This is a genomic window from Streptomyces sp. NRRL B-24085 (genome assembly GCF_001282115.1).
In the GTDB taxonomy this organism is placed as follows: domain Bacteria; phylum Actinomycetota; class Actinomycetes; order Streptomycetales; family Streptomycetaceae; genus Streptomyces.
The window spans coordinates 1-25,277 of sequence record NZ_LJBR01000273.1 but is presented as its reverse complement, the minus strand read 5'-3'; the positions used below and the strand labels follow the sequence as shown (position 1 = coordinate 25,277).

Here is a 25,277-nt window from a genome sequence, read left to right as displayed (position 1 = left end):
CCCCGCTCCCTCCTTACCCGCCGCCCGGCGGCGCCTCCGGAGAATCCGACGAGGATCTCGCCGCCCGCCTCAGGGGCCGTCCCGACGGTGAGGCCGCCCAAGCCGTCGCCCTGCTCATGGCGCGCCACTGGAAGCCGGCCCAGGACTACGCCGTCATCTGCCTCGCCTCCTCGTCCGCGACCGCCTCCATGGTGGCCGCGGCCGCCTTTCACCAGGTCCTGGACCGGCTCGCGCTCGGCGAACCGGCTCTCGCGCTGCGCCCCAGGACCCTCGTGGCCGTGCGGGACACGGTCAGGCAGTGGACGGCCGAGGACCGGACCACCGGTGTGCTGCCGGACCTGATGAAACCGAACGGCGGCCGCGGAATGCGGGCCGCCAAGTCCATGACCCCCGAAAACCGCAAGCTCGCCGAGCGGTCATTCCAGTCCCTTCCCGGACTCGCCCGCTGTCTGCTGTGGCACACCGAGGTGGAACGGGAGTCGACAGCGGTGCCCGCCGCACTCCTCGGCATGGATACCGACACCGCGTCGGCCGCGCTCGAACAGGCGCGGGAGAAATTCCGTGAAGGATGTGTACATGCCCATCGGGAACTCGCGCCGACGAAGGACTGCCGCTTCTACAACCGTCTCCTCGACGTTCCCATTCGCCGCGGCGGGGCCCTGCTGCCGGATGTCCAGCAGCATCTCGCCGAGTGCCGCTACTGCCGTTCCGCCGCGGAACAGCTGAGCCATTTCGAAGGAGGCCTGGGGGTACTCATCGCCGAGGCGGTGCTGGGCTGGGGTGCCCGCCGCTATCTCGAACTGCGCGCCGGGCGTACGCCCCAGCCGGCGGCCCGTGGCCGGGGCGCCGGCCGGCACGGCGCGGGACGCCGCGGCATCCTCGCGCGCATCCCCGCTCCCGGCCGCCGCGCCCCCGGCGAGGGCGGGGGCCTGCGGTCCTCACGGACCCTGCTCACCGGCGTGGGCCTGACCTCCGCCGGCCTCCTCGCGGCCATGCTCGCCGCCGGACTGTGGTCGCACGACGGCGGTGCCGACCCCGCCGCCTCCCACAGCGCCACCGGGAGCGGCACGACCCCGGGCGCCGGGACCCGCACGCCGGGCACCGCCCGACTGCCCACCGCCCCCGCGGTGACCCGGCTGCGCAACGCCGCCGCCGACCTCTGCCTCGACATCCGGGGCATCGTGAAGGCGGGCGCGAGCACCGAACTCGCCGCCTGCTCGGGCGGGTTGACCCAAAGGTGGTCGTACGGTGCGGACGGCCTGCTGCGCAGCGAGGCGGACCCCTCGCTGTGCCTGGACTCGCACAAGGACGCGGGCGTGGTCATCCTCGGCACGTGCGCCGACGACAAGGCGAAGCGGGCCGACGACGTGCGCTACGACCTCACCGTGCAGGGCGAGTTGCTGCCCCGCTGGGACGAGCAGCTCGCTCTCGCGCCCACCGCCGGGAACCCCGGCGCCGATGTCGTCGTCAAGGTGCGCGACCGCTCGGACCAGCAGCGGTGGCTGACCGACGCGGCCACCGGGGCGAGTCCCGGTTCGCTGTCGGTGACCGGGAGCGAGGCGCCGCAGGCCCGGCCCGCGGAGCTCAGGGACCGGGTCTAGCGACGGTCCCCTCGCAGGCTCGCAGGCTCGCAGGCCCGTGGACGGCGGGGAGGCGTTCCTCCGTGGATGCCTCCCCTCAGGCCGGGTCCTCCACGAGGTCGTCGGGGCCGACCGTGGCCGGGCCCGCGTGGCCGGAGAGGGCGAGCGTGAGGTCCAGCTCCGCGAGCAGACAGCGGATCACGTGCTCGACGCCCGCCTGCCCGTCGAGCCCGAGGCCGTAGACGTACGGGCGTCCGAGGAGCACCGCGCGGGCGCCGAGCGCGAGGGCCTTGAAGACGTCGTCGCCGGTGCGGACACCGCTGTCGAAGAGCACGGTCAGCCGGTCGCCGACCGCGTCCACCACCCGCGGCAGCGCGTCGGCCGCCGCGACCGCCCCGGCGACCTGCCGGCCGCCGTGGTTGGACACCACGACCCCGTCCATTCCGGCGTCGGCCGCCCGGCGGGCGTCGTCCGGGTGCAGGACGCCCTTGAGGACGATCGGCCCGTCCCAGTGCTCCCGGAGCAACGCGAGGTCGGGCCAGGTCTTGCCGGGGTCCGCGAACATGCCGACGAAGTGCAGCACGGCGGCGTTCGGGTCCTCGTGCACCGGCTTGGCCAGGCCCGCCTGGAAGGCCGGGTCGGAGAAGTAGTTGGCGGTGCCCACGCCGTGCAGGAACGGCAGGTAGGCCTGGTCGAGATCGCGGGGCCGCCAGGACAGCAGCGGGGTGTCCAGGGTGACGACCAGGGCCGTGAAACCGGCCGCCTTCGCCCGGTCCAGGAAGCTCAGGGCCACCTGCGGGTCCTTGGGCCAGTAGAGCTGGAACCAGCGCTCGGCGTCCCCCATCGCCTCGGCGACCTGCTCCATCGGTGTGCTGGAGGCGGACGACAGGATGTAGGGCACACCCTGTGCCGCTGCCGCCCGGGCCGCCGCCGACTCCGCGTCCGGGTGCATGATCGACAGGACGCCGACCGGTGCGAGCGCCAGCGGTGCGGGCAGCGGACGGCCCAGCACCTCGACGGACAGGTCGCGTTCGTGGACGTCCCGCAGCATGCGCGGGACGATCCGGCGCCGCTCCAGCGCGGCCCGGTTCGCCCGCGCCGTACTGCCGTCGCCCGCGCTGCCCGCCACGTAGCCCACCGGACCCGGGCCGAGGCGCTGCTCGGTGAGCTCCTCCAGCCGGGTCAGGTCGGTGGGCAGCCGGGGCACCGCACCCGACATCCCGTTCAGGTAGATCTCGTACTGGAAGTCCGCCCAGTGCCTGGCCATCGGTCCGAACCGCCTCTCCTCGTCGGGTCCGCCGACGATATCGGGGGGCGGGCGCCGGTCAGGAAGGGGTGGCCGGGCCCAGGCCGGCGAGGATCGCGGCCAGTTCGGCCGGCCGGGAGAACATCGGCCAGTGCCCGGTGTCCATCTCGACCAGCTCCCAGTGCCCGCTCTTCACCAACTCGGCCACGACGGGCGGCGGTTCCTCGTCGTCGAGGACGCACTTGACGTACGTCGCCGGGAGCTCGCCCAAGGGACGGGTGAGGACGGCGGGTTCGGTGAGCGTCGCCCCGGGGTGCGGGCACGAGCGGTCGATGATCCGGGCGATCTGCTCGTCGGTGAGGCCCTGGCCGGCGAAGTGGTCCGCGGGGGCCGGCGGCCAGAAACCGCCGTGCTCCGCTATCGCCTCGCGGATGTGGTCGCTCGGCCAGCCCGACAGGAACGACTCCCCGTCCACGGGCACCTCCGCGTCCACGAACACCACTCGCGCGAGCCGGTCGCCGATCCGCTCGGCCGCCTGTCCCACGGGGACGCCCGCGTAGCTGTGCCCGACGAGCACCACCTCGCGCAGGTCCAGGCGTTCGACCTCGTCGACGACGTCCCGCACATGGGTCTGCTGCCCCGCCGGGACGCCCCGCTTCTCCGCGAGTCCCGACAGCGTCAGCGGACGGGGCCGGTGCCCGGCCGCGCGCAGCTCGGCCGCGACCTCGTCCCACGCCGACGCCCCGAGCCGCGCTCCTGCCACGAGTACGAAATCAGTCATGCCCGCAACGTAGCCGACGGCGCCGGCGACGCACCGGGCCCGGTGACCGGCGGCACCGGCACCTCGACGGTGCGGGCCAGCCGCGCCCCCTCGGGCCCGTACACGGCCCGCGGTTCGGGGAAGAGCCGCAGCAGCGTCAGGAACAGCACCGCGGCCACCACCAGCGACAGCGGCAGGCTGATGTCGACGCCGTTCGCCAGACCGCCCAGCGGGCCGACGAACTGCCCCGGGATGTCGGTGAACAGCACGCCGAGCACCGCGGCCACCCACCACGCGGTCATGCCCCGCCAGTTCCAGCCGTGTGCGAACCAGTAACGGCCGCCGCGCTGACGGCGGTTGAAGACCTGGAGGGCGTCCGGGTCGTACCAGCCGCGCCGGGTCCAGAAGCCCAGCATCATCACCACCATCCACGGTGTGGTGCAGGTGATGATCATCGTGGCGAAGGTGGAGATGGACTGCACGAGGTCGAGCCCGAACCGTCCGACGAAGATGAACACGGTCGACAACACGCCCACCAGCAGCGTCGCCTGAACCCGTGACAGACGCGGGAACACCGAGGAGAAGTCGAGGCCGGTGCCGTACAGGGCCGTCGTGCCCGTCGACATGCCGCCGATCAGGGCCAGCAGGCACACGGGCAGGAAGTACCAGCCGGGCGAGATCGCGAGCAGCCCGCCGACGAAGTCCGGGGCGGCGGGATCGACGTAGTCGGGTGCCTTCGCCGCGATGATGCTCGCGGTGGCCAGGCCGAAGAGGAACGGCACCAGGGTCGCGACCTGGGAGAGGAACGCGGCGCCCATCACCCGGCGGCGCGGCGTGCTCGCCGGGATGTAGCGCGACCAGTCGCCGAGGAACGCGCCGAACGACACCGGGTTCGACAGCACGATCAGGGCCGCGCCGATGAACGACGGCCAGAACAGGTCCTTGGTCGCCGCGTCCGCCGTGTCCGTGAAGACGCCCGCGTACGACGCGTCGAAGTCGCCCGCGAAGGCGATCGCGCCGAGCAGGAAGAGCACGGTCGCCGAGGCCACCGCGACCTTGTTGACGAACAGCATGAACCGGAAGCCGTACACGCACACCGCGAGGACCAGTCCGGCGAACAGCGCGTAGGCGACGGCGTAGGTCAGATCGCCGCGGCTCAGGCCGAAGAGCCGGTGCGCGCCGCCGACCAGGGCGTCGCCGGAACTCCACACCGAGATGGAGAAGAACGCGATCGCCGTCAGCAGGGAGAGGAAGGAACCGACCACCCGGCCGTGCACGCCGAGGTGCGCGGAGGAGGAGACGGCGTTGTTGGTGCCGTTGACCGGGCCGAACACCGCCATCGGGGACAGGATCAGCGCGCCGGCGAGCACGCCGAGCAGGGTGGCGGCCAGGCCCTGCCAGAAGGAGAGCCCGAAGAGGATCGGGAAGGCGCCGAGAACGCACGTGGAGAAGGTGTTGGCGCCGCCGAAGGCCAGGCGGAACAGGTCGAGCGGGCTCGCGGTGCGGTCGGCGTCGGGGATGCGCTCCACGCCGTGGGTCTCGACCTCGGTGAGGGACTGCTCGGCGGAGTCGGACTGCGGGGACAAGGGGGCTCCAGCGGGAAGAACGGCGGTGGAGCGCGGGGTGACGCGTCGGGGGAGGACGGCCCGGGTCCGCCACGGGGTGTGCGGCGTACGCGGATGCCGTCCTGCGGGGGTGTGCCGACGCTACGGCCCGCCCGAGCGCCCCGACCAGTGGACGTTCTATCCATCTTCCGGGTCCCTGGTGGAGGAATCGGCCACCTCCCCGGTGTCCGGCCCCCGTTCCCGCACCCGCTGGACGTGCTCCAGGGACTCCCGCAGCTCGGTGAGCCAGTCGTCGGTGTGCCGCTGGACCAGCCGGACGCACCAGGCCAGCGCGTCACTGCGGCTGCGGGCGACCCCGCCGGCGATCAGGGTGTCGAGGACCTGGCGCTCGGGCTGGCGCAGCCGGGTCATCACGGGCGCGGCCACGTGCGTGAACAGCGCGCGCTCACCCGCGCACTCCACGCCCCAGGACACCTTGCGGCGGAACCTGTGCTCGGCCTCGCGGGCGACCGCGACACGGTCCTCGCGGGTGCGCTCCCGGAACTCCTGGATCCGGCCCTGTACGGCCGCCTCCCGCTCGGCGGCCGAGACGTCCTCGGGGAGGCGGGGGCCGGGGATACGGCCGATGACCGTGATCTCCTCGCGGTCGACGACCAGCTCGACCAGGGACTCGAAGAGGCCGTCGGGCAGTCGGCCGGTGAACCAGCCGCGCAGTGTCTCTCGTTGTTCGTCAGTAATCATGTAATGACGATTACTCCACCGTTCCATGAACGCAAGGGGCTGCGACGGTGTGCGCCGAGGGCTGAAGCGGAATGTTTCAGGCCTATTGCGGAGGCGGGGTGATCCGGCCATCCGGCCGGATCGGGCGATCAAGAACCGCCCAGTTGCGGGGCCCGGCTGTTCGGATGATGTGACTTCACGCCACTGATTCAACACGCAAGGTTACTGAAAGCTGTGGGGTCGATGTGAAGTTGTGGCCAGGACTCGGCAGACTCGCGCTCGCCGCTCCGGCACCGACCGAGTCGGACGGCACACCCTCGAATCCAGCGGAAGGATGCACACAATGCGGAACACCGCGCGCTGGGCAGCGACCCTCGGCCTCACGGCCACCGCCGTCTGCGGCCCCCTGAGCGGGGCCGCCCTCGCCGAACCCGCCGCCGTCTCCCCGGGGCTCTACGCTCCGTCGGCCCTCGTGCTCACCCTCGGCCACGGCGAGAACGCCGCCACCGCCACCCCGGAACGTGCCGTGACCCTCACCTGTGCCCCGACCCCCTCGGGCACCCACCCGGCGGCGAGCCCGGCCTGCGCCGAACTGCGCTCCGCCGGAGGGGACTTCGACGCGCTCGGGGCCGGTTCCGACGCCGTGTGCACCAGGGAGTACGCGCCCGTGGTGGTCACCGTCGACGGTGTCTGGCGGGGCGAGCGCGTCTCCTACGAACGGACCTTCTCCAACGAGTGCGTGAAGAACTCCTACGGGACCGTCTTCGCGTTCTGATGGACCGGGGTCGCGTGGTGCCCGTGACCTGCCCGGGGGGCCCGCAGTTGGGGAGTGCCGCCCCTCTCACGGAACCGTGTGATCCCGCACCGAGGTCCGGCGGACGGAGTGGGGCCGTCCGCCGGACCCTCGGGTCACCGCCTGTCCGGAGACTCCGGAAACGCAGGCATGCCCGGGAGTTCGAGGAGCGGGGTGAAGCGGCGCCACAGGCCGGACGCGCGCAGGAGCCGGTGCAGACGCGGTCCGTCGGTGACCACGCGCAGCCGTCCGTCGCGCCGACGGGCCCGGGACTCGGCGCGACAGAGCACCCGCAGGCCCGAGCAGTCGAAGAACTCGACGCGCCGCAGGTCGACCAGGACGTCCGGCCGGCCGGACGCGGTCGCCGCGTCCAGGTGTTCCGCGAGAAGGCCTGCCGTCGCGAGGTCGATCTCGCCGGCGGCCTCCACCACCGTGACACCGTCGCTCGTCCGGGTGCGGGCATGCGGGTTCGCCGCGGGCGTTCCGGAAGCGCGGTCGTCGGACTCCGGTGTCATGGCCGCTCCACCAGGACGAGGGAGCATTCGACCTCGGTAGTCACCCCGTGGCGCACCGGACCATCCACGCAGGGAGGCCCGCACCATCCGGTTTATGAACGGGTCCGCTCCCGGTGGCTGGTGTCGCACCACGGGTAGCGACGACTGCGCCGACAGGTGCACAGGGCCACCCGGAAGCGGTCGGAAGTCGCCGTGGAGCCGTCCTCCAGCTCCACCTCCACGGGGCCCTCCACGAGCAGGGGGCCACGGCGCTGGACCCGGATGCGGCACGGCTGCTCGGGGTCAGAGGGGGAGTTCGGCACGGACGACCACCAGCTCTTCCTTCTCGTCGGCCGCGGACAGCAGACCGCGCTGCCGCAGCCAGTCCTCACGCGTACGCAGCACCGGTCCGAACGCGATGCGGTGACGGCGGGTCACGGCGGCCTTGAGACCGGCCGCGCGCAGATGTCCCACCGTCCGTCCGGAGTCGCTCAGTTCGGAGTGCACGATCAGCAGAACCCCGCCGGGGCGCAGCAGGGCGGGCGCCTCCCGGCAGACCCGGTCCAGCACGTACCGGCCGTCGTGGCCCGCGTCCCAGGCCCGGGCCCGTCCGCGGGGCGGCCGGGCACCCGTCGGCGCCGGCACGTACGGCGGATTGGTCAGGATGAGGTCGAACGACTCGTCCCGCACGGGATGGAAGAGGTTGCCGCGCCTGACCCGGACGGACGCGCCGGTCAGCCAGGCGTTCGCCCGGACCGTGCACACCGCCCGCCACGACACGTCGACCGCGGTCACCCGGCTGCCCCGGCGTGCCGCCTGGAGGGCGAGGGCACCGGTCCCGGTGCCCACGTCGAGGACCTCCGCGCCGGGCGGCAGCGGTTCTTCGGACAGGGCTCCGGCCAGCAGTTCGGTGTCCTCCTGCGGCTTGTACACGCCCGGCAGGACCAGTGGGGGATTCAGTGATCTCACTTCGCCCAAGTACCCCGACATTCAGGAAGTATGGTGAATTTCGGAAGCCAGGGGCCTGCGCAGGGACGAACGTCCGTCCGCCCAGTCCCGCAGCAGGCGGTCCGCGAGCCGGTCCTCGACGTGTCCGGTGACGTCGATGCCGAAGGCCACGTCGGCGGCGAGGTGTGGTTCCTCGGCCAGCAGACCGCCGATGACCTCGTGGCGCACGACCTGCTCGTGGACGGCGTCGGCCTCGACGTGCTCGTCGTAGAAGTGCTCGGCGGCCGGTCCCGCGCCGGTGCGGCGCATCGCCTCGGCGAGTCGCCGGGAGCCGGGGGAGGAGGTGATCTCGACCGCCGCGAAATGGCCCACGAGAGCGCCGCGCAGACTGCGGTGCAGGCCCAGCAGGGACATGAGGTTCACCGTGGCGAGCATCTCCGCGCAGGCCGCGTCCAGGTAGTGACCGTACGTCGTGTCCAGGCGCAGGTCCGTCATGAGGTTCGCGAAGAGCAGGGCGTGGACGCGGTCGGGTCGGCCGCCGCCGAACTCGTCGAACTCCACCGCCGCCATGCCGGCCTTGGCCCGGCCCCACAGCCGCGGCAGCACCCACGCGTGCGGGTCGGCCTCCTTCAGGTGGTAGAGCGAGCGCTGGGCCGCGTACTCGCGCACGTGCCACAGGTCGCCCTCCTTGCTCAGGAAATGGCTGACCCCGGTACCGTCGACCGGCTCGACCAGGAGCTCGGCGATCGCGTCCTCGACGCTGTCGTGGACCGGGGTGTCCCGGCGCAGGGCGGACAGGAAGCGCTCTTCCAGCGCCGCCCTGGTGCGCAGCAGGTCCGGGTCCCACTCGTGGTCGCCGGAGACGCCCGCGAAGCCGCGGTAGTGCAGTTCGTAACAGAGGTAGAGGGCCAGCTGGAGGTCGTCGCCGTACGTGTCGGCCGCGTCGACGGTCTCCTGGCGCGGCAGCGGTCCGGCGCCGAGCAGGTACTCCTGGACTGCGGCGGAGAGCGGGCCCCGGGCCGGGGGTAGCTGTGGTTCTCGAGGGTCCTGAGGCATGGGCCCCGGGTACCCGGGCGGCGGCGGATCACCCCCGCCCGCCCGGGCCCGTGCGGTCACTCGCCTGCGGATTCCTCCTGGGCGCGCTGGTTAGGGGTGGTCGCGTCCCCGGCCTCACCCCGGTGCGCGCGCTCCTCGTCGGTGTCCCGGACGCGCTTCTCGGCGTCCTCGAACTCGTGCAGGACCCCGTCCAGGGCGGTGTCGGCCTTCTGCTTCTTCTCCGGCACGGCTGTCTCCTCGTTCTCTCGTTCAGGTGGTGGCGGCCGCGATGCGCAGGGGCACCGGCTCGGCGGGAACGGTGTCCTCCTCGTTGCGGCGGGCGATCTCGGCCCACCAGGAGGCACCGTCCTCGATGTGTCGCAACAGGACCCCTTCGCGGATCGCCCAGGGGCAGATGGTGACGGTCCTGACCCCGGTCAGCTTCATGGCCGTGTGCCCCACTACGGCCCCGGCCAAGCTCTGCGCGGCGCGCGGAGCGGAGATGCCGGGCAGTTCGGCCCGCCGTGCGGCCGGGAGGGCGGCCAGACACTCGATGGCCTCCCGCAGGTCGGCCCGGTGCATCCGGCGTTCCACGAACGGTCCGCGCCGCCCGGGCGGGGTCCCGCACAGCCGTCCCAACTGCTCGAAGGTGCGTGAGGTGGCCACCGCGGTGCGCGGGCCCTCCCAGCGGATCCGTGACGCCACGTCCCGCAGCTGGTGGCGCACCTTGCGGCGAAGCGCCCGCACCGCCTCCGGGGGCGGCGGGTCCTGGCCCTCGAAGAACTCATGGGTCAGCCGGCCCGCGCCCAGCGGCAGCGAGGCCACGTAGTCCGGCAGCCGGCCCCTGCCGAAGGCCACCTCGAGCGAACCGCCGCCGATGTCGAACAGTGCGAGCGGTCCCGCCCGCCAGCCCATCCAGCGTCGTGCCCCGAGAAAAGTGAGCTCCGCCTCCACCTCGCCCGGCAGGGTGTACAGCCCGATGCCGGTCCGGGTGCGGACGGTGCGCAGCACCTCCTGGCGGTTGGGGGCGGAGCGCACGACCGCGGTCGCGAAGGCCAGCGGACCGGCCGCGCCCCACCGGGCGGCGGTCCGGCTCGCCCCTTCCACCGCCTCCACCAGCCGTTCCACGGCCTCCTCGGGGATCGGGCCGCCCGGTCGCACCTGCTCCGCGAGCCTCAGCCGCCACTTCGCGGTGTGCACCGGCAACGGCACCCCGCCCTCCGCGTCCGCCACCACCAGACGGACTGTGTTCGACCCCACATCAACCACGCTTATTCGCATGGCCATGTGGGTACCCACACAGGTCCCCTTCCAACGTCGGCCTGCCGACAGGGCGTCGCTCTCAGCCACCGCCCGGACACACGCGGCGAGAGGGGCCGCCGTCTCCCTGCTGACGGCGGCCCCAGGGCCCGGCGGCTCTCGCGGCTGCTACATGTGGACGACCGGTGCGGCGTCCGCGTCCTGCTCCGGCACCCCGCGCCGGAAGAGCGCGAAGGCGATCAGCGCGCCGACGGCGAAGAGACCCGCCGACCACCAGAAGGCGGTGGTGTAGCTCTCGATCGTCGCCCGCGTCTGGACCAGCCGGTTGGTCGGGTCCTTGCCGACCAGGTAGTCGGTGGCGGCGCTCGCGGCCAGCGTGTTCAGCAGCGCCGTACCGATGGAACCGCCCACCTGCTGCATGGCGTTGACGGTGGCGGAGGCGACCCCCGCGTCCTCGGCCGCGACCCCGCCGGTGGCGAGCTGCATGGCCGGCGGCATGACCAGACCGAGGCCGAATCCGGTCACGATCAGCTGCGGCAGGACGGCGGACAGGTAGCTGGAGCCGACGCCGATCCCGGTCAGCCAGGCCATGCCGACGGCGGCGACCGCGAAGCCCACCGGGATGACCGTCTTCGGTCCGATGCGCGGGACCAGCTTCGTGGTGCTGACCTGGGCCGCGACCATCAGCGCGGCGACCATCGGGAGGAAGGCCGCGCCGGTCTTCGTCGGGCTGAAGCCGAGGTTGAGCTGGAGGTAGTAGGTGAGGAAGAGGAAGACCCCGAACATGCCGCCGCCGGAGATCAGCACGGCGAGGAAGGAGGCCGCCCGGTTGCGGTCCAGCAGGATGCGCAGCGGCAGCAGCGGGTGTGCGGCACGGGTCTGCCACCAGGCGAAGGCGGTCAGCAGCAGTCCGCCCACGAGCAGGAAGCCCCAGGTCTCGGGGGAGCCCCAGTCGTGCGTCTCGGCGTTGGAGAAGCCGTAGACCAGGGAGAAGAGGCCGGCGGCGACCAGCAGGGTGCCGGGGACGTCGAGCTTGGAGTTGGCGGCGTCGCGGTGGTTGTGCAGCAGCAGCCAGCCGCCCGCGAAGGCGGCGACGGCGATGACGACGTTGACGTACAGGGTCCAGCGCCAGTCGAGCGCGTCGGTCAGGACGCCGCCGAGCAGCAGGCCGACCGCGCCACCGGCGCCGGCTATCGCGCCGTACACGCTGAACGCCCTGGCCCGCTCGCGGGCGTCGGTGAACGTCGTGTTCAGCAGGGAGAGCGCGGCCGGTGCGAGGAGCGCGCCGAAGGCGCCCTGGAGGGCGCGGGCGGTGACCAGCATCTCGAAGTTGGTGGCGGCACCGCCGAGCGCGGAGACGGCGGCGAAGCCGACGACGCCGACGAGGAAGGCCGTCTTGCGGCCGAAGAGGTCGGCGATCCGGCCGCCGAGCAGGAGGAGGGAGGCGAACGCCAGCGCGTAGGCCGTGACGATCCACTGCCGGTTGCCGTCGGAGAAGCCGAGGTCGGCCTGGGCCGAGGGAAGGGCGATGTTCACGATGGTGGCGTCGAGCACCACCATGAGCTGGGCGAGCGCGATGACGGCGAGGATCCACCACCGCTTGGCCGAGGCGTCGGCCGGTGCCTCGACGGCACCCTCCTGCCCGCTCTCGGTCAGGGTCTTCTGGGACATGGGGACAACTCCGGGGAAAGTCGGCTGAGCCCTACCGCCTCAGGAACGAAACGGTTTCGTACTCGACGAGAGTAGAGCATGCGGAGCGAAACGGCAACGTTTCGCTAGTGGGCCTCCGGATGTGCGTATTCCTTGACGCGCATATAACGGGTGAGGCATATTGGAGACATGTCCGACGCCTCGTTCTGGACCGCCCTCGCCGACCCCCACCGGCGGGCCATCGTCGCGCTTCTCCTCGAGCGGGCCCGGCCCGTCGGGGAGATCGTGGCGGCGTGCGGACTGAGCCAGCCGAGCACGTCGAAACACCTGAAAGTGCTCAGGGAGGCGGGCCTGGTCCGGGTGCGGCAGGACGCGCAACGGCGTGTCTACGCCCTGGACCCGGGACCGATCGCCGAGCTGGACGCCTGGCTGGCCCCCTACCGCAAGCTCTGGAACACGAGCCTCGACGCACTCGGCGACCGCCTGGACGAGACAGCGCCGGACACCCCCGAGGAACCCGTCCCGAAGGACTGATCCACCATGGCCGCAGATCTCACCGGTACCTATCTGACCCTGGACGACGGGCGCCCCGCCGTCCGCTTCAGCCGCACCTACGACCACTCCGTCGCCCGCGTCTGGCAGTTGGTGACCGACGCCGACGAACTCGCCTACTGGTTCCCGTCCCGCGCAGAGATCGAGCTGCGCCCCGGCGGCACCGTCAAGTTCAGCGGCGATCCCCACATGGAGGACTCCACGGGGCGTGTCCTGGCCGTCGACGAACCCCGGCACCTGTCCTTCGAGTGGGGCGGCGACGAAGTGCACTTCGACCTGGAGGCCCTGGACGAGAAGCGAACCCGCTTCACCCTCACCAACGTCCTCAGCGCCGCCGACACCGCCGCCCGCAACGGCGCCGGATGGGAGGCGTGTCTGACCTCCCTCGACGCACGGGCAGGCGGCGAGCATCGCGAGGAACCGCACTGGAAGGAGCTCTATCAGGCATACGTCGACGCCGGGGTCCCCTCCGGAGCGCCGGTTCCCGGGACGGACTGACGGGGTCGCGCCTCACGCCATCTGACGCCGTACCAGCTCGTGCAGCCGGCCGCCCGTGTCCGCGAGGAGCTGTGCGGGCGGCCCCTGCTGGGCGACCTTGCCGTTCTCCATCACGATCACGCGGTCGGCGTCCAGCACCGTGGACAGCCGGTGGGCGATGACGACACGGGTGGCGTTGAGCGCCTTGGTGGACTCGATGACCGTGCGCTGGGTGTCGTTGTCGAGGGCGCTGGTCGCCTCGTCGAAGAAGAGGATGCGCGGCCTGCGGATCAACGCCTGGGCGATCATGAGCCGTTGGCGCTGGCCGCCGGAGATCGCCCCGCTGCCCGAGACGATGGTGTGCAGGCCCATCGGCATCCGCTGGATGTCCTCCGCGAGCCCCGCCATCGCGGCCGCCGCCATCGCCTCCTCCGGCGTGTAGGGCTCGGTGCCGCAGATGACGTCCAGGATGGAGCCGGTGAACGGCTGGGCGTGCTGGAGGACGACACCGCACTGCCGGCGCACCGCCGACTGGTCGAGGGCGGCCAGGTCCTGGCCGTCGTACAGGACGCTCCCCGAGACCGGGCGGTCGAAGCCGATCAGCAGCCTGAGCAGGGTGGACTTGCCGCAGCCGCTCGGGCCGACGATCGCCACGAACTCGCCCGGCCGGATCTCGAAGGACACGTCGTCCAGGATCAGAGGGCCGTCGTCGGAGTAGCGGAAGGAGAGCCTGCGGGCCTCCATCGCCCCGGTGAGCGGCCCCGGCCGCGTGCTCGCGGTGCGCACCTCCGGCTGCGCCTCCAGGACCGGCTTGATCTCCTCGAAGAGCGGGAGCGCGGCCACCGCCGAGACGAAGGCGCCGGTGAGCGAGGTGACCGCGGTCAGCAGCATGGTCACCGAGGTGTTGAAGGTGAGGAACGCGGACGCCGACATCGAGCCGCGCGCCGGGCCCGCCAGCAGCATGAACATCAGCAGGGTGCACAGCGGCAGATACACCGAACCCAGCACCGTGGTCAGGTTCTTGATCCGGCCCACCTTCTGCTGGAGCTCACGGCTGCGGGCGAACTCCGAGGCCCATGCCGCGTACGCGTAGTTCTCCGCGGCCGCCACCCGCAGCTTGGGCAGACCGCGCAGGGTCTGGAACGCCTGGTTGTTGAGCTTGTTGCCGAGCACGACCAGCCGCCGCTGCCAGCGGACCTGCCACAACCCGAGACCGAGGAAGCCGGCGGCGATGACGACGAGCATGCCGATCGCCGCCAGCGCCATCGGCACGCTGTACCAGAACAGCAGCCCTAGGTTCATCGCGCCGACCGTCACCGACTGGGCGACCGTCGGGCCGATGCCCGCCATCATCCGGCGGATCGAGCTGATTCCCATGGCCTGACTGGCCAGTTCGCCGGTCGAACGCTCGGTGAAGAACTTCGTCGGCAGCCTCAGCAGCCGGTCCCAGACGGCCGGTTGCAGGGTCGCCTCGATACGGCCCTCCAAGCGGAGCATGGTGAGGTTCTGGAGCAGCATGAAGGCCGCCGTCACCACACCGCTGACCATCACGGCCAGACACACCTGCACGATCAGGCCGGTCTGCGCCTTCGGCACGAACTCGCCGAGCACCTTGCCGGTCGCGATGGGGACCAGCGCCCCGATCGCCACCGTCACCAGACCGCTGAGCAGCAGGTTCGTCACATCGCCGCCGGTGCCGCGCATGCTGAACCGCACCAGTCCGAGCGGGCTGAGCTTCCGGTCGGGCAGGGGGCGGTAGAACATCACCGCGCGCGGCTCGAACTCCTCCGCGTTGTCCTTCTCGATCGGCGTCTCGCGCCCGGTCGCGGGATGCACGGCCACATAGCCGCCGCGCCGCCACAACAGCGCGACCGGCGCACCCGACAGGGCCCGGTGACCCACCAGCGGCCCCACGTTGTCCCGCCACCAACGGCCGTCCAGGCGCACCGACCTGATCCGGACGCGGGAGGCGAGCGCGATCCGCTCGACCGGGTCGAGACGGTCGCTCTCGGTGCCGCTGTGCGCGTTCTCGGCCAGCTGGATCCCGGCCGCGTCGGCGACCAGCCTGCACGCCGCGTAACTCGCGTCGGCGTCGGCGGCCGTCGCCCGCTGCTTCGACTTGCCGATCGACGCGAGCAGGGTCCGGTCGGCCTGGGCGCGCACCGCCTCACCGGCCTTGATGCCGGCGGCCGTCCGGGTCTCGTGGGTGCGCTCCACCTGCTCGATCCAGCGGTCCAGCGTGGTGAGCAGCCGGTACTGCTGGTCGACCATGGACTGCCAGACCGCCGGGTCCATCAGCAGGTCGGCGGCGGCCTCGGCGCCGTAGAGCGAGCCGTACTGCACGCTGCCCGGCGGGACCTGCATCCAGAAGACGTCGTCGTCGGTCGGGGCGGCGGCCCGCTCGTCGGCCATCGGCGCCTGGAAGAGGATGGACAGGCTCCGGCCCACGCCCAGCGCGAGGGCGTACTCCAGCGGGCTCGTCGTCGGCGGCACGTACTGGGGGTTGCCGTACTCGTCGTACGACCACGTCTGCGTGTGCGCCGGCTCGTACAGCTCGCGCAGCCCGATGCGGTGGACGACGCAGTCCCGCAACGGCCGTGCCACCAGCGTGTGTTGCGGGCCGGGCACCGGGCCGAGCAGCAGCGCACCCGGTTCCAGACGGCCCAGGTGGTGCCAGTGGCCCTGCTGTTCGGCGTCCACCGCGAACAGGTCCACCGCGCCGGACACGACCAGCCACAGCACCTGCGGCCCTTCGAGGTCGATGCGGCTGAACCCGGCGCAGTCGACGCGCGCGCCCATCTGCCCGAGGGCGCCCAGAACGACATCTCCTTCGTGTGCGGTAGTCATCTCACCGTTCCTTGACCAGGGCCGCGTACGCGCCGCCGCGCGCCACCAGCTCCTCGTGCCGCCCGCGCTCCACGATCGTGCCGTGCTGGAGTACGACGATCTCGTCGCTGTCGCGCACGGTGCTGAGCCGGTGCGCGATCACCACACAGGCACACCCCCGCTTGCGCAGGTTGTCCATGACGACCTGCTCGGTCTCCGCGTCCAGCGCGCTGGTCACCTCGTCGAGGACCAGGATGCTGGGCCGGCGCACCAACGCCCGGGCGATCTCCAGGCGTTGCCGCTGGCCGCCGGAGAAGTTGCGCCCGTCCTGCTCGACCCTGCTGTGGATGCCACCGGGCCGGCGCATCACCACGTCGTACAGGGCCGCGTCCCTGAGCGCGTCCACCACGGCGTCGTCGGGGATCGACGGGTCCCACAGCGCCACGTTGTCGCGGACCGAGCCCTCGAAGAGAAAGACGTCCTGGTCGACGAAGGACACCGAGGCGGCGAGCGCGCCGCGTGGGATGTCGTCCAGGCGCCGGCCGTCGATGCGGATCACGCCCTCCCAGGGCGTGTACAGGCCCGAGATCAGGCGGGAGACGGTCGACTTGCCGCTGCCGGAGCCGCCCACCAGAGCCACCTGCCGGCCGGGGCCGACGGTCAGGTCGAAGCCGGTGAGCAGCGGCTTGTCGAGCGGGTTGTAGCCGAAGGTGATGTTCTGGAGCTCCACGTGCCCGTGCAGGCGGCGCGTCGAGTCGCCCGCGCCGGGGCGGTCGTAGAGCGGGTCGGCCTTGAAGTTCTCCACGTCCTTCAGGCGTGCCACGTCGGCCGCGAAGTCCTGGATGCGCCCTGCCACGCCGTTGAGGCGGGTGATCGGCGCGGTGAAGCGGGTGACCAGGGCCTGGAAGGCGACCAGCAGGCCGACGGAGATACCGCCCTCGACGGCCCGCATGCCGCCGATCCACAGGATGAGCGCGCTGTTGAAGGTGGCCAGCATCGGCGCGACGACCCCGAGCCAGGCGCTCGGTACGCCGAGCTTCTGCTGCTCCTCCAGCGTGGTGGCGTGCTGTCCGGCCCATTTGCGGAAGTAGCCGTCCTCGCCGCCGGTCGCCTTCATCGTCTCGATCAACTGGAGACCCGTATAGGCGGTGTTGGTGAGCCGGGCGCTGTCCGCGCGCAGCTTCGCGGTGCGGGTGGCGCGCAGCCGGATCACGACCCGCATGGCCACCACGTTCAGCAGGGCGACACCGATGCCGACGTAGGTGAGCTGGGGGTCGTAGGTGTAGAGGAGGATCGCGTACAGGACGACGACCACCGCGTCGACGCCCGCCGCCGCGAGGTCGCGGGCCAGGGTCTCGGCCACCTGGTCGTTGGACTGGAGGCGCTGGACCAGGTCGGCCGGGCTGCGCTGCGAGAAGAACGTCACCGGCAGGCGCAGCAGGTGGCGCAGGAAGCGGGCGCTGGACAGCGTCGAGGAGATGATCCGGCCGTGCAGCAGGTTCGCCTGCTGGAGCCAGGTCAGGGCCAGGGTGAGCGCGACGCAGGCCCCCATCGACGTGAACAGCACGCCCAGCAGCGAGGTCTGGCCGCCGATCAGGAACATGTCGATGTAGGTGCGGGAGAGCGCGGGGGTGGCCGCGCCGACCAGCACCAGCAGCAGGCTCGCCAGGACCGCCGCCGGCATGGTGCCCGCGGTGCCGCGCAGCCGGGCCGGCATCGCGCCCAGCACTCCGGGCTTGCGGCCGCCCTTGGTGAAGCCCTCGCCCGGCTCCATCACCAGCACGACACCGGTGAAGCTGCCGTCGAAGTCCTCCATGGGGACGAACCGGCGGCCCTTGCCCGGGTCGTTGATGTAGACCCCGCGGCGGCCGAAGCGCCGGCCCATGCCGTCGTAGACGACGTAGTGGTTGAACTCCCAGAACAGCACGGCCGGGGTCCTCACCTCGGCGAGGGCGGCCGTGTCCATCTGCATGCCCTTGGCGGTCAGGCCGTAACTGCGGGCCGCCTTGAGGAGGTTGCTGGCGCGCGAGCCGTCGCGGGAGACTCCGCAGGCGATGCGCAGCTCCTCCAGCGGGACGTGCTTGCCGTAGTGGCCGAGGACCATCGCGAGGGAGGCGGCGCCGCACTCCACGGCCTCCATCTGGAGGACGGTGGGCGTACGGACCGTCTTCGCCTTCCCCTTGGGGACCGGGCGCTTGGGCGGGGCGGAGCGGCGTCTGCTCCGGGTCTCCTGTGCGGTGCTCACGGCAGCAGCCAATCGACGGGGCGCTGATCGGCCAGCCGGATCGAACCCGAGGCCACGGTCATGGAGGTCAGGGCGAACGGCGGGCCGTCTGCGGACGACCACCGGTAACCGCTCCTGGTGCTGCCGGACTTGTCCAGCTGCACGAGGACGGCGACCGGACGCCCGTCCTTGGTGAACTGCTCTCCGAGCTGGCTGTCCCCGAGGAAGGCGGCGATCTGCTGCGCCGACTGGGCCGAGCGGTCCACCGACTTCACATGGCCGCGCAGCACGCCGTACTCCTGGGTGGGCACCGAGGACACCGTCAGATCCACGGCCGCGTGGTCCGGTATGGAGGCCGCGTTCTCCGCGGGCACGTACACCGTGGCGTACAGCGGATCGGAGGCGTGCGCGACCTTCTCCACGGCGGCGACGTTCGCGCCGGTCGAGATGATCTGCCCGATGGTGGCCGCGAGCGCGGTGACCCGGCCCGCGGCGACCGTACGGACGACGGTGTCGCCCTGGGCCGTACGGACCTTCAGTACGGGGGAGTCGGCGGGGAGCCGCCGCCCCTCCTTGGCGATCATCTGGGTGACCTGGCCCGCGACCGGGCTCTGGAGGACGTAACTGCCCTGTCCGTGGGTGAGGATGGCGGGCGCGCTCACCGTGGAGGCCACCGAGCCGGTCACCGCCCACACGGACGCGGCGGCCATCACGACCACCGTCACGGACATCACCAGCCAGCCCTGCGGGCGGGCGAAGCGCACCGGGAGGTCGAGCTCCTCCGGTGACTGAAGCTTGGCGAGGGCCTGTTGACGGAACTGCACGGGTCTTCCCTCACCTGCGAGAGCGTGCGACTGCTACGCATGCTGCCAACGACAAAGGACCGACTCGCCCCGAGCCGGCCGGATTACGGCACCCAAGAGTCCCGGAACCGCCGGTTTGCGGCTCCGGGACGGGTCGACCACAAGTAAGTGATCAGATCACGAAAGATGTGATCAGAGACCGGCGACCAGGCCGGTGACCGGGGCGGTGTTGAGGCCGGTGACGCCCTCGACCGTGCCGACGACCGTGTTGACCAGGCCGGAAACCGGGGCGACGCCGTCCACCAGGCCGGTGACGGTGCCGAGGGCGTTGAGCTGCAGGCCGCCGGAGACGTTGTCGAGGTCCGCGTCCGAGATCTCGGTGGTCTCAACCTGGGGGGTGGAGTTCATGATGGAACTTCCCTTCGTATGGGTATTTCGCAAGGGGGGAGCGGCCCCCTCTGGGGACAGATGACGGCCGCAGTCGCAAGGCGCCGGATCCCGTTCCCGGGAGCCCCGGTGGCCTTGCGGTGCGATGGATCAAAGCACGCCGCCGCTCCGCCCTTCCACTTAACCAGCCGTCTCACCAGGGCACTTGAGTCACAGAAGGCTCCATCCGTGCAGGCTTGCGCACGCCTTGGTGCCGACTTCTTCACAGGAGATGTGGCGTCGGCCGGACAGGGCTCTTGCCGTCGCCATGGCGAATCCGACACACCTCGCCAATGGCGTGGGTGCCGGTCCGCGCTTGTGCAGAACTCCCGCTCCCGGTGACTTGGTTGCGCATGCGATGTGCAGATTCGCGGGAGAGGGGATTCGGGGCGGTGTTCACAACAGATCGTTACCGACCAGTTGCTGAGCGTGTCAGCCCAGAAGTGCGTAGACCGTGCTCGCGCGAGCCGCGAGTTCGTCCGTCGCGGCATCGGTCATCGTGATGTCGGCGAACGCCATGCGGCGGCCCAGCTTGGTGACGACCGCCTCGATCAGGACATCCGAGCCGGACACCGCGCGCTGGAAGCTGGTGGACTGCTGCACCGTCGTCATCGGTCCGTAGGCGCCCCGGGCCGCCGAGACGGCGATCGCGGTCGCGGTGTCGGCGGCCGCCATCAGGGCCTGGCCCGACAGCGCGCCCCCCTCCCGGGCCAACCGCTGCGACCAGGGCAGACGCAGGACGGCACGGTCGTCGCCGAGGGACTCCACGCTCAGCGAGAGGTCCAGGACCCAAGGGGCGAAGTTGTCGGCGAGGATCTTGTCGGCTTCGGCGCGCGTCATCGTCATATGGGGGATTGTTCCCGCCCGCGGGCCGCCCGGCACCGGCCGTGGCCGAATCGGCGTGGCAACAGGCGCGTAAAGAAACGGCATTGAACGCCCCGCGCACACCGTGCGTACCCATGGCCATCCAGGCGCCCCGAACCACCGACTGCCGTACGGCGGTCACAAGACTCCGGTCCCCCCAGGAGGTCGAGAAGTTTGAGTCACAAGCGAATTCCGAAGCGCAAGGCCGCGTTCGCGGCAGGCACCGTGGTGGCGCTCGGAGCGGCCGCGATTCTGCTGCCCAACGCCAACGCGTCCCAGGACGGCTCGTCGAACGACGCGGCGGCCATCGCGCCGAAGACTCTGAAGGCCACGGACGCCTCGGACCTCGCCTCGCAGCTCGAGGAGATGCTGGGCGACGCCTTCGCCGGGTCCTACTACGACTCCGACAGCCGGCAGCTCGTCGTGAACGTCATATCCGGCGACGACAACAACGTGGTGGTGCAGGCGAAGAAGGCCGGTGCGAAGGTCCGCGAGGTCGAGAACAGCCTCACCGAACTGGCGGCCGGCGCGAAGACCTTGAAGCAGGAGGCGACCATCCCGGGCACCGCCTGGGCCGTCGACCCGCGCACCAACAAGATCCTCGTGACCGCCGACAGCACGGTCACCGGCGCCAAGTGGAACACCCTCGAGTCGACCGTGAAGAGCCTCGGCTCCGACATGGCCACCGTGAAGAGGTCCGCCGGCACCTTCAAGACCTTCGTCTCCGGCGGGGACGCCATCTTCGCCGGTGGCGCCCGCTGTTCGCTCGGCTTCAACGTCACCGCGAACGACGGCAGCCCCGCCTTCCTGACCGCCGGTCACTGCGGGGTCGCGGCCGAGCAGTGGTCGGACAGCCAGGGCGGCCAGCCGATCGCCACCGTCGACCAGGCCACCTTCCCCGGCGACGGCGACTTCGCCCTGGTCAAGTACGACGACCCGGCGACCGAGGCGCCCAGCGAGGTCAACGTCGGCGGCGGCCAGACGGTCGCCATCAACCAGGCAGCGGACGCCGAGGTCGGCCTCCAGGTCTTCCGGATGGGCTCCACCACGGGTCTCGCCGACGGCCAGGTCCTCGGACTCGACGCCACCGTGAACTACCCCGAGGGCACCGTCACCGGGCTCATCCAGACCAACGTCTGCGCCGAGCCCGGCGACAGCGGCGGCTCGCTGTTCACCCAGGACGGTGCGGCGATCGGTCTGACCTCCGGCGGCAGCGGCGACTGCACGGCCGGCGGCGAGACCTTCTTCCAGCCGGTCACCACCGCCCTCCAGGCGGTCGGCGCCACCCTCGGCGCGGGTGACGCGGCCGGCGGTGCGGGCGACCAGGCGGGCGGCGAGGAGGCGGGCGCCGGCGGTGACGCCGGAGCCGGTGCGGGCGAGGAGGCCGGAGCCGGCGGCGACGCCACGGCGAGCCCCGGTGACGAGGCCGGCGCGGGTCAGGAGGTCGGCGGCGAGGAGGCCGGCGGTGACGTGATCGGCGGCGAGGAGACCGGCAACGGCCAGGACACCGGCAACGGCGCCGGTGACGCGGCGGGCGACGCCGCGGACCAGTCGCACAACTGACCTGACCGGTCAGGCACCACTCCTTGAACCGGCCGCGTCGGCAGCGGTCCCCCCACACCCGCCGCTGCCGACGCAGGCCTTTCGGCCACCTCCCGGCCCCAGCGCGGCTGCGGCCCGGGAGGTGCGCCGGTCCGGCCCTCCGGCGGGAGGGCCGGACCGGCGTGTTCCCCGGCAGGTGAGGCGGCCCGGGACGGTCCCGCGCCTCAGCCGTCCGCCCGCAGCAAAAGCAGCGCCACGTCGTCGACCCGCTCCCGCGCGGCCGCGCTGCGGCGGACGAGTTCGTCGGCCAGTTCGTCGAGCGGCAGGTCACCGGCCTCGGCGAGCTGCTGCCCCAGCTCGGCCAGCGCGTCCTCGATGTCGACGCCCGGGGACTCGATCAGACCGTCCGTGTACAGCGCGAGGACGGAACCGGGCGCGAGAGCCACCTCCGTGGTCGGATAGTTCGCCGAGCCGTCGATGCCCAGCAGCGGGCCCCCGGCCAGGTCCAGCACCCGCACCCGGCCGTCCGGCCGCCGCAGCAGGGGCGGCGGGTGACCCGCCCGGGCCATGACCGCCCGCCCGCGCCGCGGATCGAGGCGCAGATAGAGGCAGCTGGCGAACAGGTCGGCGCCGAGGTCGATCAGCAGCCGGTTGGTCGAGCGCATGACCTCCTCCGGCGTCTGGCCGACGGTCGTGTACGCCCGTACCGCCGTCCGGAGCTGCCCCATCAGCCCGGCCGCCGTCACGTTGTGGCCCTGCACGTCCCCGATCACGGCGGCCGCCAGCCCGTCCACCGGCACCAGGTCGTAGAAGTCACCGCCGATGTCCATGCCCTGGGTGGCCGGCAGATAGCGGGCCGCCGCGTCGATGCCGGGCAGGGTGGGCAGGGTGTGGGGGAGGAGCGCCGCCTGGAGGCCGTGCGCCAACTGGTGCTTGGCGTCGTACAGGACGGCCCGCTCCAGGGCCTGCGCGATCAGCCCGCCCAGGCTCGTCAGCACCGCTCGCTCGTCCGCGGGGAACGGGTGCCGTTCGGCGTAGGCCAGCACACAGGTGCCGACCGGGCGGCCGGAGGCGATCAGCGGCAGATACGCCCAGGCCGCGAATCCGTCGGGGGTGGCGTGACGCAGCGGATAGAGGCGTTCCAACTGGTCCCGGGACTCGAAGAACGCGGGCACCCCGGTGGTGAGGGCGCGGGTGCCCGGTGTGGACTCGGTCAGCGGCAGCCCGTCGAACCGCTCCACGACCCGCGCGTCCGGATACCCGCGGTGTCCGAGCACGTGCAGCCGTCCGGCCCGCTTGCCGAGCACGACCAGGGCCTGGCTCCCCGCCGCCGGGGCGATCTCGTCGGCCACGAGCTGCACCACGTCCTGCACACCCACCGCCTCGGTCAGGGCCCCGGCCAGGCTCAGCACCTGCGAGATCGTGACCAGCCGGGACGGGGAGTCCCCGGGCCGCGGCCCGGCCCGGCTCATCTCCGCCACCGCCCGGGCCCGGCTCACCCGGACGCTCAGCCCGGTGGTGCTCGGGTACAGCCGGAACGACAGCCAGTCCCCGGGCGGCCGCAGCGCCACGAAGGACGTGCTGTGCTGGCTGATCCGGGCCGCCTCCACCGTGCCCAGCGTCCCTGCCGGGCTGCCCACGTGGGCGGAGGCCAGCAGGTCCGGTTCGGTGTGCGGGGCGAGGCTGTCCTCCACCGTCCGCTCCAGCCGCACCGCGAGCCGCCCGCAGGCCGCGTTCAGGTGGTCCCTCTCCCGGTCGGACAGGTCCGGGGGGTGCGAACCGGGCCAGGTCACGAAGACCGCGCCGTACACCTTGGACGCGGTCGCCACCGGCACCGCGGCCAGGGCGAAGGGATACGGCAGCACCACGGCGATCCGCGGATAGCGGCTCGCCATCTCCTGCTCGCCGCCCACCCACACCAGCCGCCGCTCCCGCGCCGCCTCCGCCACCGGGATCGGCGCGCTCAGGCCCACCCGTTCCCAGGGCGCCGCGAACGCCCGCGGCAGGCCCGCCATCACCGCCATCTCCAGCACGGGTTCGTCGGCGGCCATGAGGTAGACCGCGCCGGAGTGGGCGTGCACCTCGTCCATCATCGACGCCAGCGCGAGGGAGAGCAGCGGCCGTCCCACCCGCGTCCGGGCGCTCGCCGGCGCCGGGGACATATGCCCGTCGGACACGCCGACCACCTCCTCGCACGGGCGCGGGCCGGAAAGAGCGCGGGCCGCTGTCGCGCGCCGGGCTCCCAGGGATCAAATCTGCCCCTTCCCGGCGCGTCCCGCACGGCGAGCGCTGCCCGGTGCGGGCACACGGGTGCCCGCACGACGGTGAGGGCGGCCGCGTACCCCCTCGGCCCGGGACCATGCCCCCACAGTCGAAGCGCGGCACGGCACACGGGCGCCGCTCGTGCGCCCCCGCGCACCCTGATGGCCAATTCTTCGCGCCCGAGGGCGGTCCGGGACCCGAACAATGGGGCACGCGTTCATGCCACGGGACCGAGTACGGCGAATCGAGGGGGACGAGCAGTGATCCGGGTGCTTCTGGTGCACGACGCGTGTCTGGTGAGATCGGCCCTGGCGGAGTGGCTCCGCCGGGAACCCGACCTCGGGGTGTTCGACACCCCGTGGCAGACCGCGCCCGGACGTCTGCGGACCGTGCGTCCCGATGTCTGCGCGGCCGACCTCGAATGCTCGGACACCTACGGCCTCCCGCCGCTGGGGGAGCTGTCCCTGCGCGAGCCGGACCGCAGTCCGCCGCGCCTCCTGGTGATGGCCAGCGCCAACCGGCCCGGACTGCTGAAGCGGGCCGTGGAGGCCGGGGCGCTCGGCTACGTCGACAAGGAGGGGGCGGCGCCGGAACGGCTGGTGCGCGGAATCCGCCGGGTCGCCGAAGGGAAACGTTTCGTCGACGACTCGCTGGGCTTCGGTTTCCTCCAGGCCGCGGAGATGCCGCTGACCAGACGGGAACTGAGCGTGTTATCCCTCGCGGCCGAGGGAGCCTCCATCGCGGAGATCGCGGGGAGCCTGTGCCTGTCCCACGGGACCGTGCGCAACTACATGGCCGCGATCACCCGCAAGACCGGAGCCCGCAACCGCATCGACGCGATCCGGATCTCGCAGGGCCAGGGCTGGCTCTGACCGGCCGGGGGCCACGGCCGTCCAGCCGCCCACGAGCGCGCGGTACGCGGGCGAGTCCCGCACCAGCTCCTCGTGCGTGCCGTACGCCGTGCGCGGTGCCCGAGGTTCTCGGCCAGGGTGCCGGTGTGGACGTACGCCTCCTGCGGGATGAGCACCCGCAGCGCGGCCGCGTCGGGGGAGGGCACGGGGTGCCCGCACAGCCGGATCCGCCCCCCGGTGGGTTCGAGCAGCCCGGCGACCAGGGCGGTGAGCGTGGACTTCCCGATCCCGCTGGGGCCCACGACGGCCAGGTGGGCGCCGCGCGGCAGGGCGAGGTCGAGGCGGTCGACGACGGGGGTGGCGGCGGGACCGTAGGCGAAGGAGACACCGGTGAGGGAG

At 72.2% G+C, this 25,277-nt stretch carries 24 protein-coding genes; 6 read left to right on the top strand and 18 right to left on the bottom strand.

The features are described from left to right. Nucleotides 1-1,601: RICIN domain-containing protein (locus tag AOJ26_RS27770; protein ID WP_053851104.1), on the top strand; the 1,601-nt coding region annotated here is incomplete at its 5' end. Nucleotides 1,602-1,677: 76 nt separating this feature from the next. Here AOJ26_RS27770 and AOJ26_RS27765 read toward each other — a convergent pair. The 4 genes from AOJ26_RS27765 to AOJ26_RS27750 form a co-directional block, all read right to left on the bottom strand. Then, complete coding sequence (locus AOJ26_RS27765; protein ID WP_053851101.1) at nt 1,678-2,847, bottom strand: lactate 2-monooxygenase; 1,170 nt, start codon at nt 2,845-2,847, stop codon at nt 1,678-1,680. A 58-nt stretch (nt 2,848-2,905) separates the two neighbouring features. After that, a complete protein-coding gene (locus AOJ26_RS27760) occupies nt 2,906-3,607 on the bottom strand; it encodes an alpha/beta fold hydrolase (RefSeq protein WP_053851100.1) in 702 nt (233 codons plus the stop codon). Further along, the gene (locus tag AOJ26_RS27755; protein ID WP_053851099.1) at nt 3,604-5,172 is read right to left on the bottom strand and encodes a purine-cytosine permease family protein; all 1,569 of its coding nucleotides are present in this window, start codon (nt 5,170-5,172) and stop codon (nt 3,604-3,606) included. Before AOJ26_RS27755 ends, AOJ26_RS27760 begins: the two co-directional genes overlap by 4 nt. Before the next feature lie 156 nt (nt 5,173-5,328). After that, entirely contained in the window at nt 5,329-5,892 is a 564-nt protein-coding gene (locus AOJ26_RS27750; protein WP_053851098.1) for a hypothetical protein, read from the bottom strand. Between the two features lie 322 nt (nt 5,893-6,214). Here AOJ26_RS27750 and AOJ26_RS27745 point away from each other — a divergent pair, with 322 nt between their 5' ends. Further along, on the top strand, nt 6,215-6,646 hold the full coding sequence (locus AOJ26_RS27745) for a protease inhibitor (RefSeq protein WP_053851097.1): 432 nt from the start codon (nt 6,215-6,217) through the stop codon (nt 6,644-6,646). A 134-nt stretch (nt 6,647-6,780) separates the two neighbouring features. Here AOJ26_RS27745 and AOJ26_RS27740 read toward each other — a convergent pair whose 3' ends face one another. From AOJ26_RS27740 to AOJ26_RS27715, 7 genes are all read right to left on the bottom strand, one after another. Further along, on the bottom strand, nt 6,781-7,179 hold the full coding sequence (locus AOJ26_RS27740) for an STAS domain-containing protein (RefSeq protein WP_053851096.1): 399 nt from the start codon (nt 7,177-7,179) through the stop codon (nt 6,781-6,783). Between the two features lie 92 nt (nt 7,180-7,271). Then, the gene (locus AOJ26_RS27735; RefSeq protein WP_053851095.1) at nt 7,272-7,481 is read right to left on the bottom strand and encodes a CDGSH iron-sulfur domain-containing protein; all 210 of its coding nucleotides are present in this window, start codon (nt 7,479-7,481) and stop codon (nt 7,272-7,274) included. Continuing rightward, nucleotides 7,462-8,148, bottom strand: coding sequence for a HemK2/MTQ2 family protein methyltransferase (locus AOJ26_RS27730; protein ID WP_053851094.1), 687 nt, complete (start codon nt 8,146-8,148; stop codon nt 7,462-7,464). Before AOJ26_RS27730 ends, AOJ26_RS27735 begins: the two co-directional genes overlap by 20 nt. Further along, nucleotides 8,149-9,162 (bottom strand): iron-containing redox enzyme family protein, encoded by a 1,014-nt coding sequence (locus AOJ26_RS27725; protein ID WP_053851093.1) that lies wholly within the window; start codon nt 9,160-9,162, stop codon nt 8,149-8,151. It lies immediately after the preceding gene. A gap of 56 nt (nt 9,163-9,218) precedes the next feature. Beyond that, the gene (locus AOJ26_RS43955; RefSeq protein WP_179200258.1) at nt 9,219-9,389 is read right to left on the bottom strand and encodes a hypothetical protein; all 171 of its coding nucleotides are present in this window, start codon (nt 9,387-9,389) and stop codon (nt 9,219-9,221) included. A gap of 22 nt (nt 9,390-9,411) precedes the next feature. Next, nucleotides 9,412-10,422 carry a hypothetical protein gene (locus AOJ26_RS27720; protein ID WP_053851103.1) on the bottom strand — a complete coding sequence of 337 codons (1,011 nt, stop codon included), beginning with the start codon at nt 10,420-10,422 and terminating at the stop codon, nt 9,412-9,414. Between the two features lie 147 nt (nt 10,423-10,569). Further along, nucleotides 10,570-12,072, bottom strand: a complete 1,503-nt coding sequence (locus tag AOJ26_RS27715; RefSeq protein ID WP_053851092.1) for an MFS transporter — start codon at nt 12,070-12,072, stop codon at nt 10,570-10,572. A gap of 168 nt (nt 12,073-12,240) precedes the next feature. Here AOJ26_RS27715 and AOJ26_RS27710 point away from each other — a divergent pair, with 168 nt between their 5' ends. Next, on the top strand, nt 12,241-12,585 hold the full coding sequence (locus AOJ26_RS27710) for an ArsR/SmtB family transcription factor (protein ID WP_053851091.1): 345 nt from the start codon (nt 12,241-12,243) through the stop codon (nt 12,583-12,585). 6 nt (nt 12,586-12,591) lie between these two features. Beyond that, nucleotides 12,592-13,101: an SRPBCC family protein gene (locus AOJ26_RS27705; protein ID WP_053851090.1), complete on the top strand. Its 510-nt coding sequence runs from the start codon at nt 12,592-12,594 to the stop codon at nt 13,099-13,101. A gap of 12 nt (nt 13,102-13,113) precedes the next feature. Here AOJ26_RS27705 and AOJ26_RS27700 read toward each other — a convergent pair whose 3' ends face one another. The 5 genes from AOJ26_RS27700 to AOJ26_RS27680 form a co-directional block, all read right to left on the bottom strand. Next, entirely contained in the window at nt 13,114-15,927 is a 2,814-nt protein-coding gene (locus AOJ26_RS27700) for an NHLP bacteriocin export ABC transporter permease/ATPase subunit (RefSeq protein WP_053851089.1), read from the bottom strand. 1 nt (nt 15,928) lies between these two features. Further along, nucleotides 15,929-18,151 carry an NHLP family bacteriocin export ABC transporter peptidase/permease/ATPase subunit gene (locus AOJ26_RS27695; RefSeq protein ID WP_053851088.1) on the bottom strand — a complete coding sequence of 741 codons (2,223 nt, stop codon included), beginning with the start codon at nt 18,149-18,151 and terminating at the stop codon, nt 15,929-15,931. Then, on the bottom strand, nt 18,148-18,954 hold the full coding sequence (locus AOJ26_RS27690) for an HlyD family efflux transporter periplasmic adaptor subunit (protein WP_053851087.1): 807 nt from the start codon (nt 18,952-18,954) through the stop codon (nt 18,148-18,150). The genes AOJ26_RS27695 and AOJ26_RS27690 overlap by 4 nt, the downstream gene beginning before the upstream one ends. Before the next feature lie 171 nt (nt 18,955-19,125). Then, the gene (locus tag AOJ26_RS27685; protein ID WP_053851086.1) at nt 19,126-19,341 is read right to left on the bottom strand and encodes a hypothetical protein; all 216 of its coding nucleotides are present in this window, start codon (nt 19,339-19,341) and stop codon (nt 19,126-19,128) included. A 450-nt stretch (nt 19,342-19,791) separates the two neighbouring features. Next, the gene (locus AOJ26_RS27680) at nt 19,792-20,205 is read right to left on the bottom strand and encodes a PaaI family thioesterase (RefSeq protein WP_053851085.1); all 414 of its coding nucleotides are present in this window, start codon (nt 20,203-20,205) and stop codon (nt 19,792-19,794) included. 192 nt (nt 20,206-20,397) lie between these two features. Between AOJ26_RS27680 and AOJ26_RS27675 the strand changes: the two genes are divergently transcribed. Next, a complete protein-coding gene (locus AOJ26_RS27675; RefSeq protein ID WP_053851084.1) occupies nt 20,398-21,786 on the top strand; it encodes a S1 family peptidase in 1,389 nt (462 codons plus the stop codon). Between the two features lie 203 nt (nt 21,787-21,989). On the opposite strand, the gene AOJ26_RS27670 is transcribed toward AOJ26_RS27675, so the two are convergent. Beyond that, nucleotides 21,990-23,927: a PP2C family protein-serine/threonine phosphatase gene (locus AOJ26_RS27670; RefSeq protein WP_107092849.1), complete on the bottom strand. Its 1,938-nt coding sequence runs from the start codon at nt 23,925-23,927 to the stop codon at nt 21,990-21,992. A gap of 360 nt (nt 23,928-24,287) precedes the next feature. On the opposite strand from AOJ26_RS27670, the gene AOJ26_RS27665 reads away from it, so the two are divergent. Then, nucleotides 24,288-24,899, top strand: coding sequence for a response regulator transcription factor (locus AOJ26_RS27665; RefSeq protein WP_053851083.1), 612 nt, complete (start codon nt 24,288-24,290; stop codon nt 24,897-24,899). On the opposite strand, the gene AOJ26_RS27660 is transcribed toward AOJ26_RS27665, so the two are convergent. Then, nucleotides 24,815-25,277: ATP-binding cassette domain-containing protein (locus AOJ26_RS27660; protein ID WP_159044406.1), on the bottom strand; the 463-nt coding region annotated here is incomplete at its 5' end. The genes AOJ26_RS27665 and AOJ26_RS27660 overlap by 85 nt on opposite strands.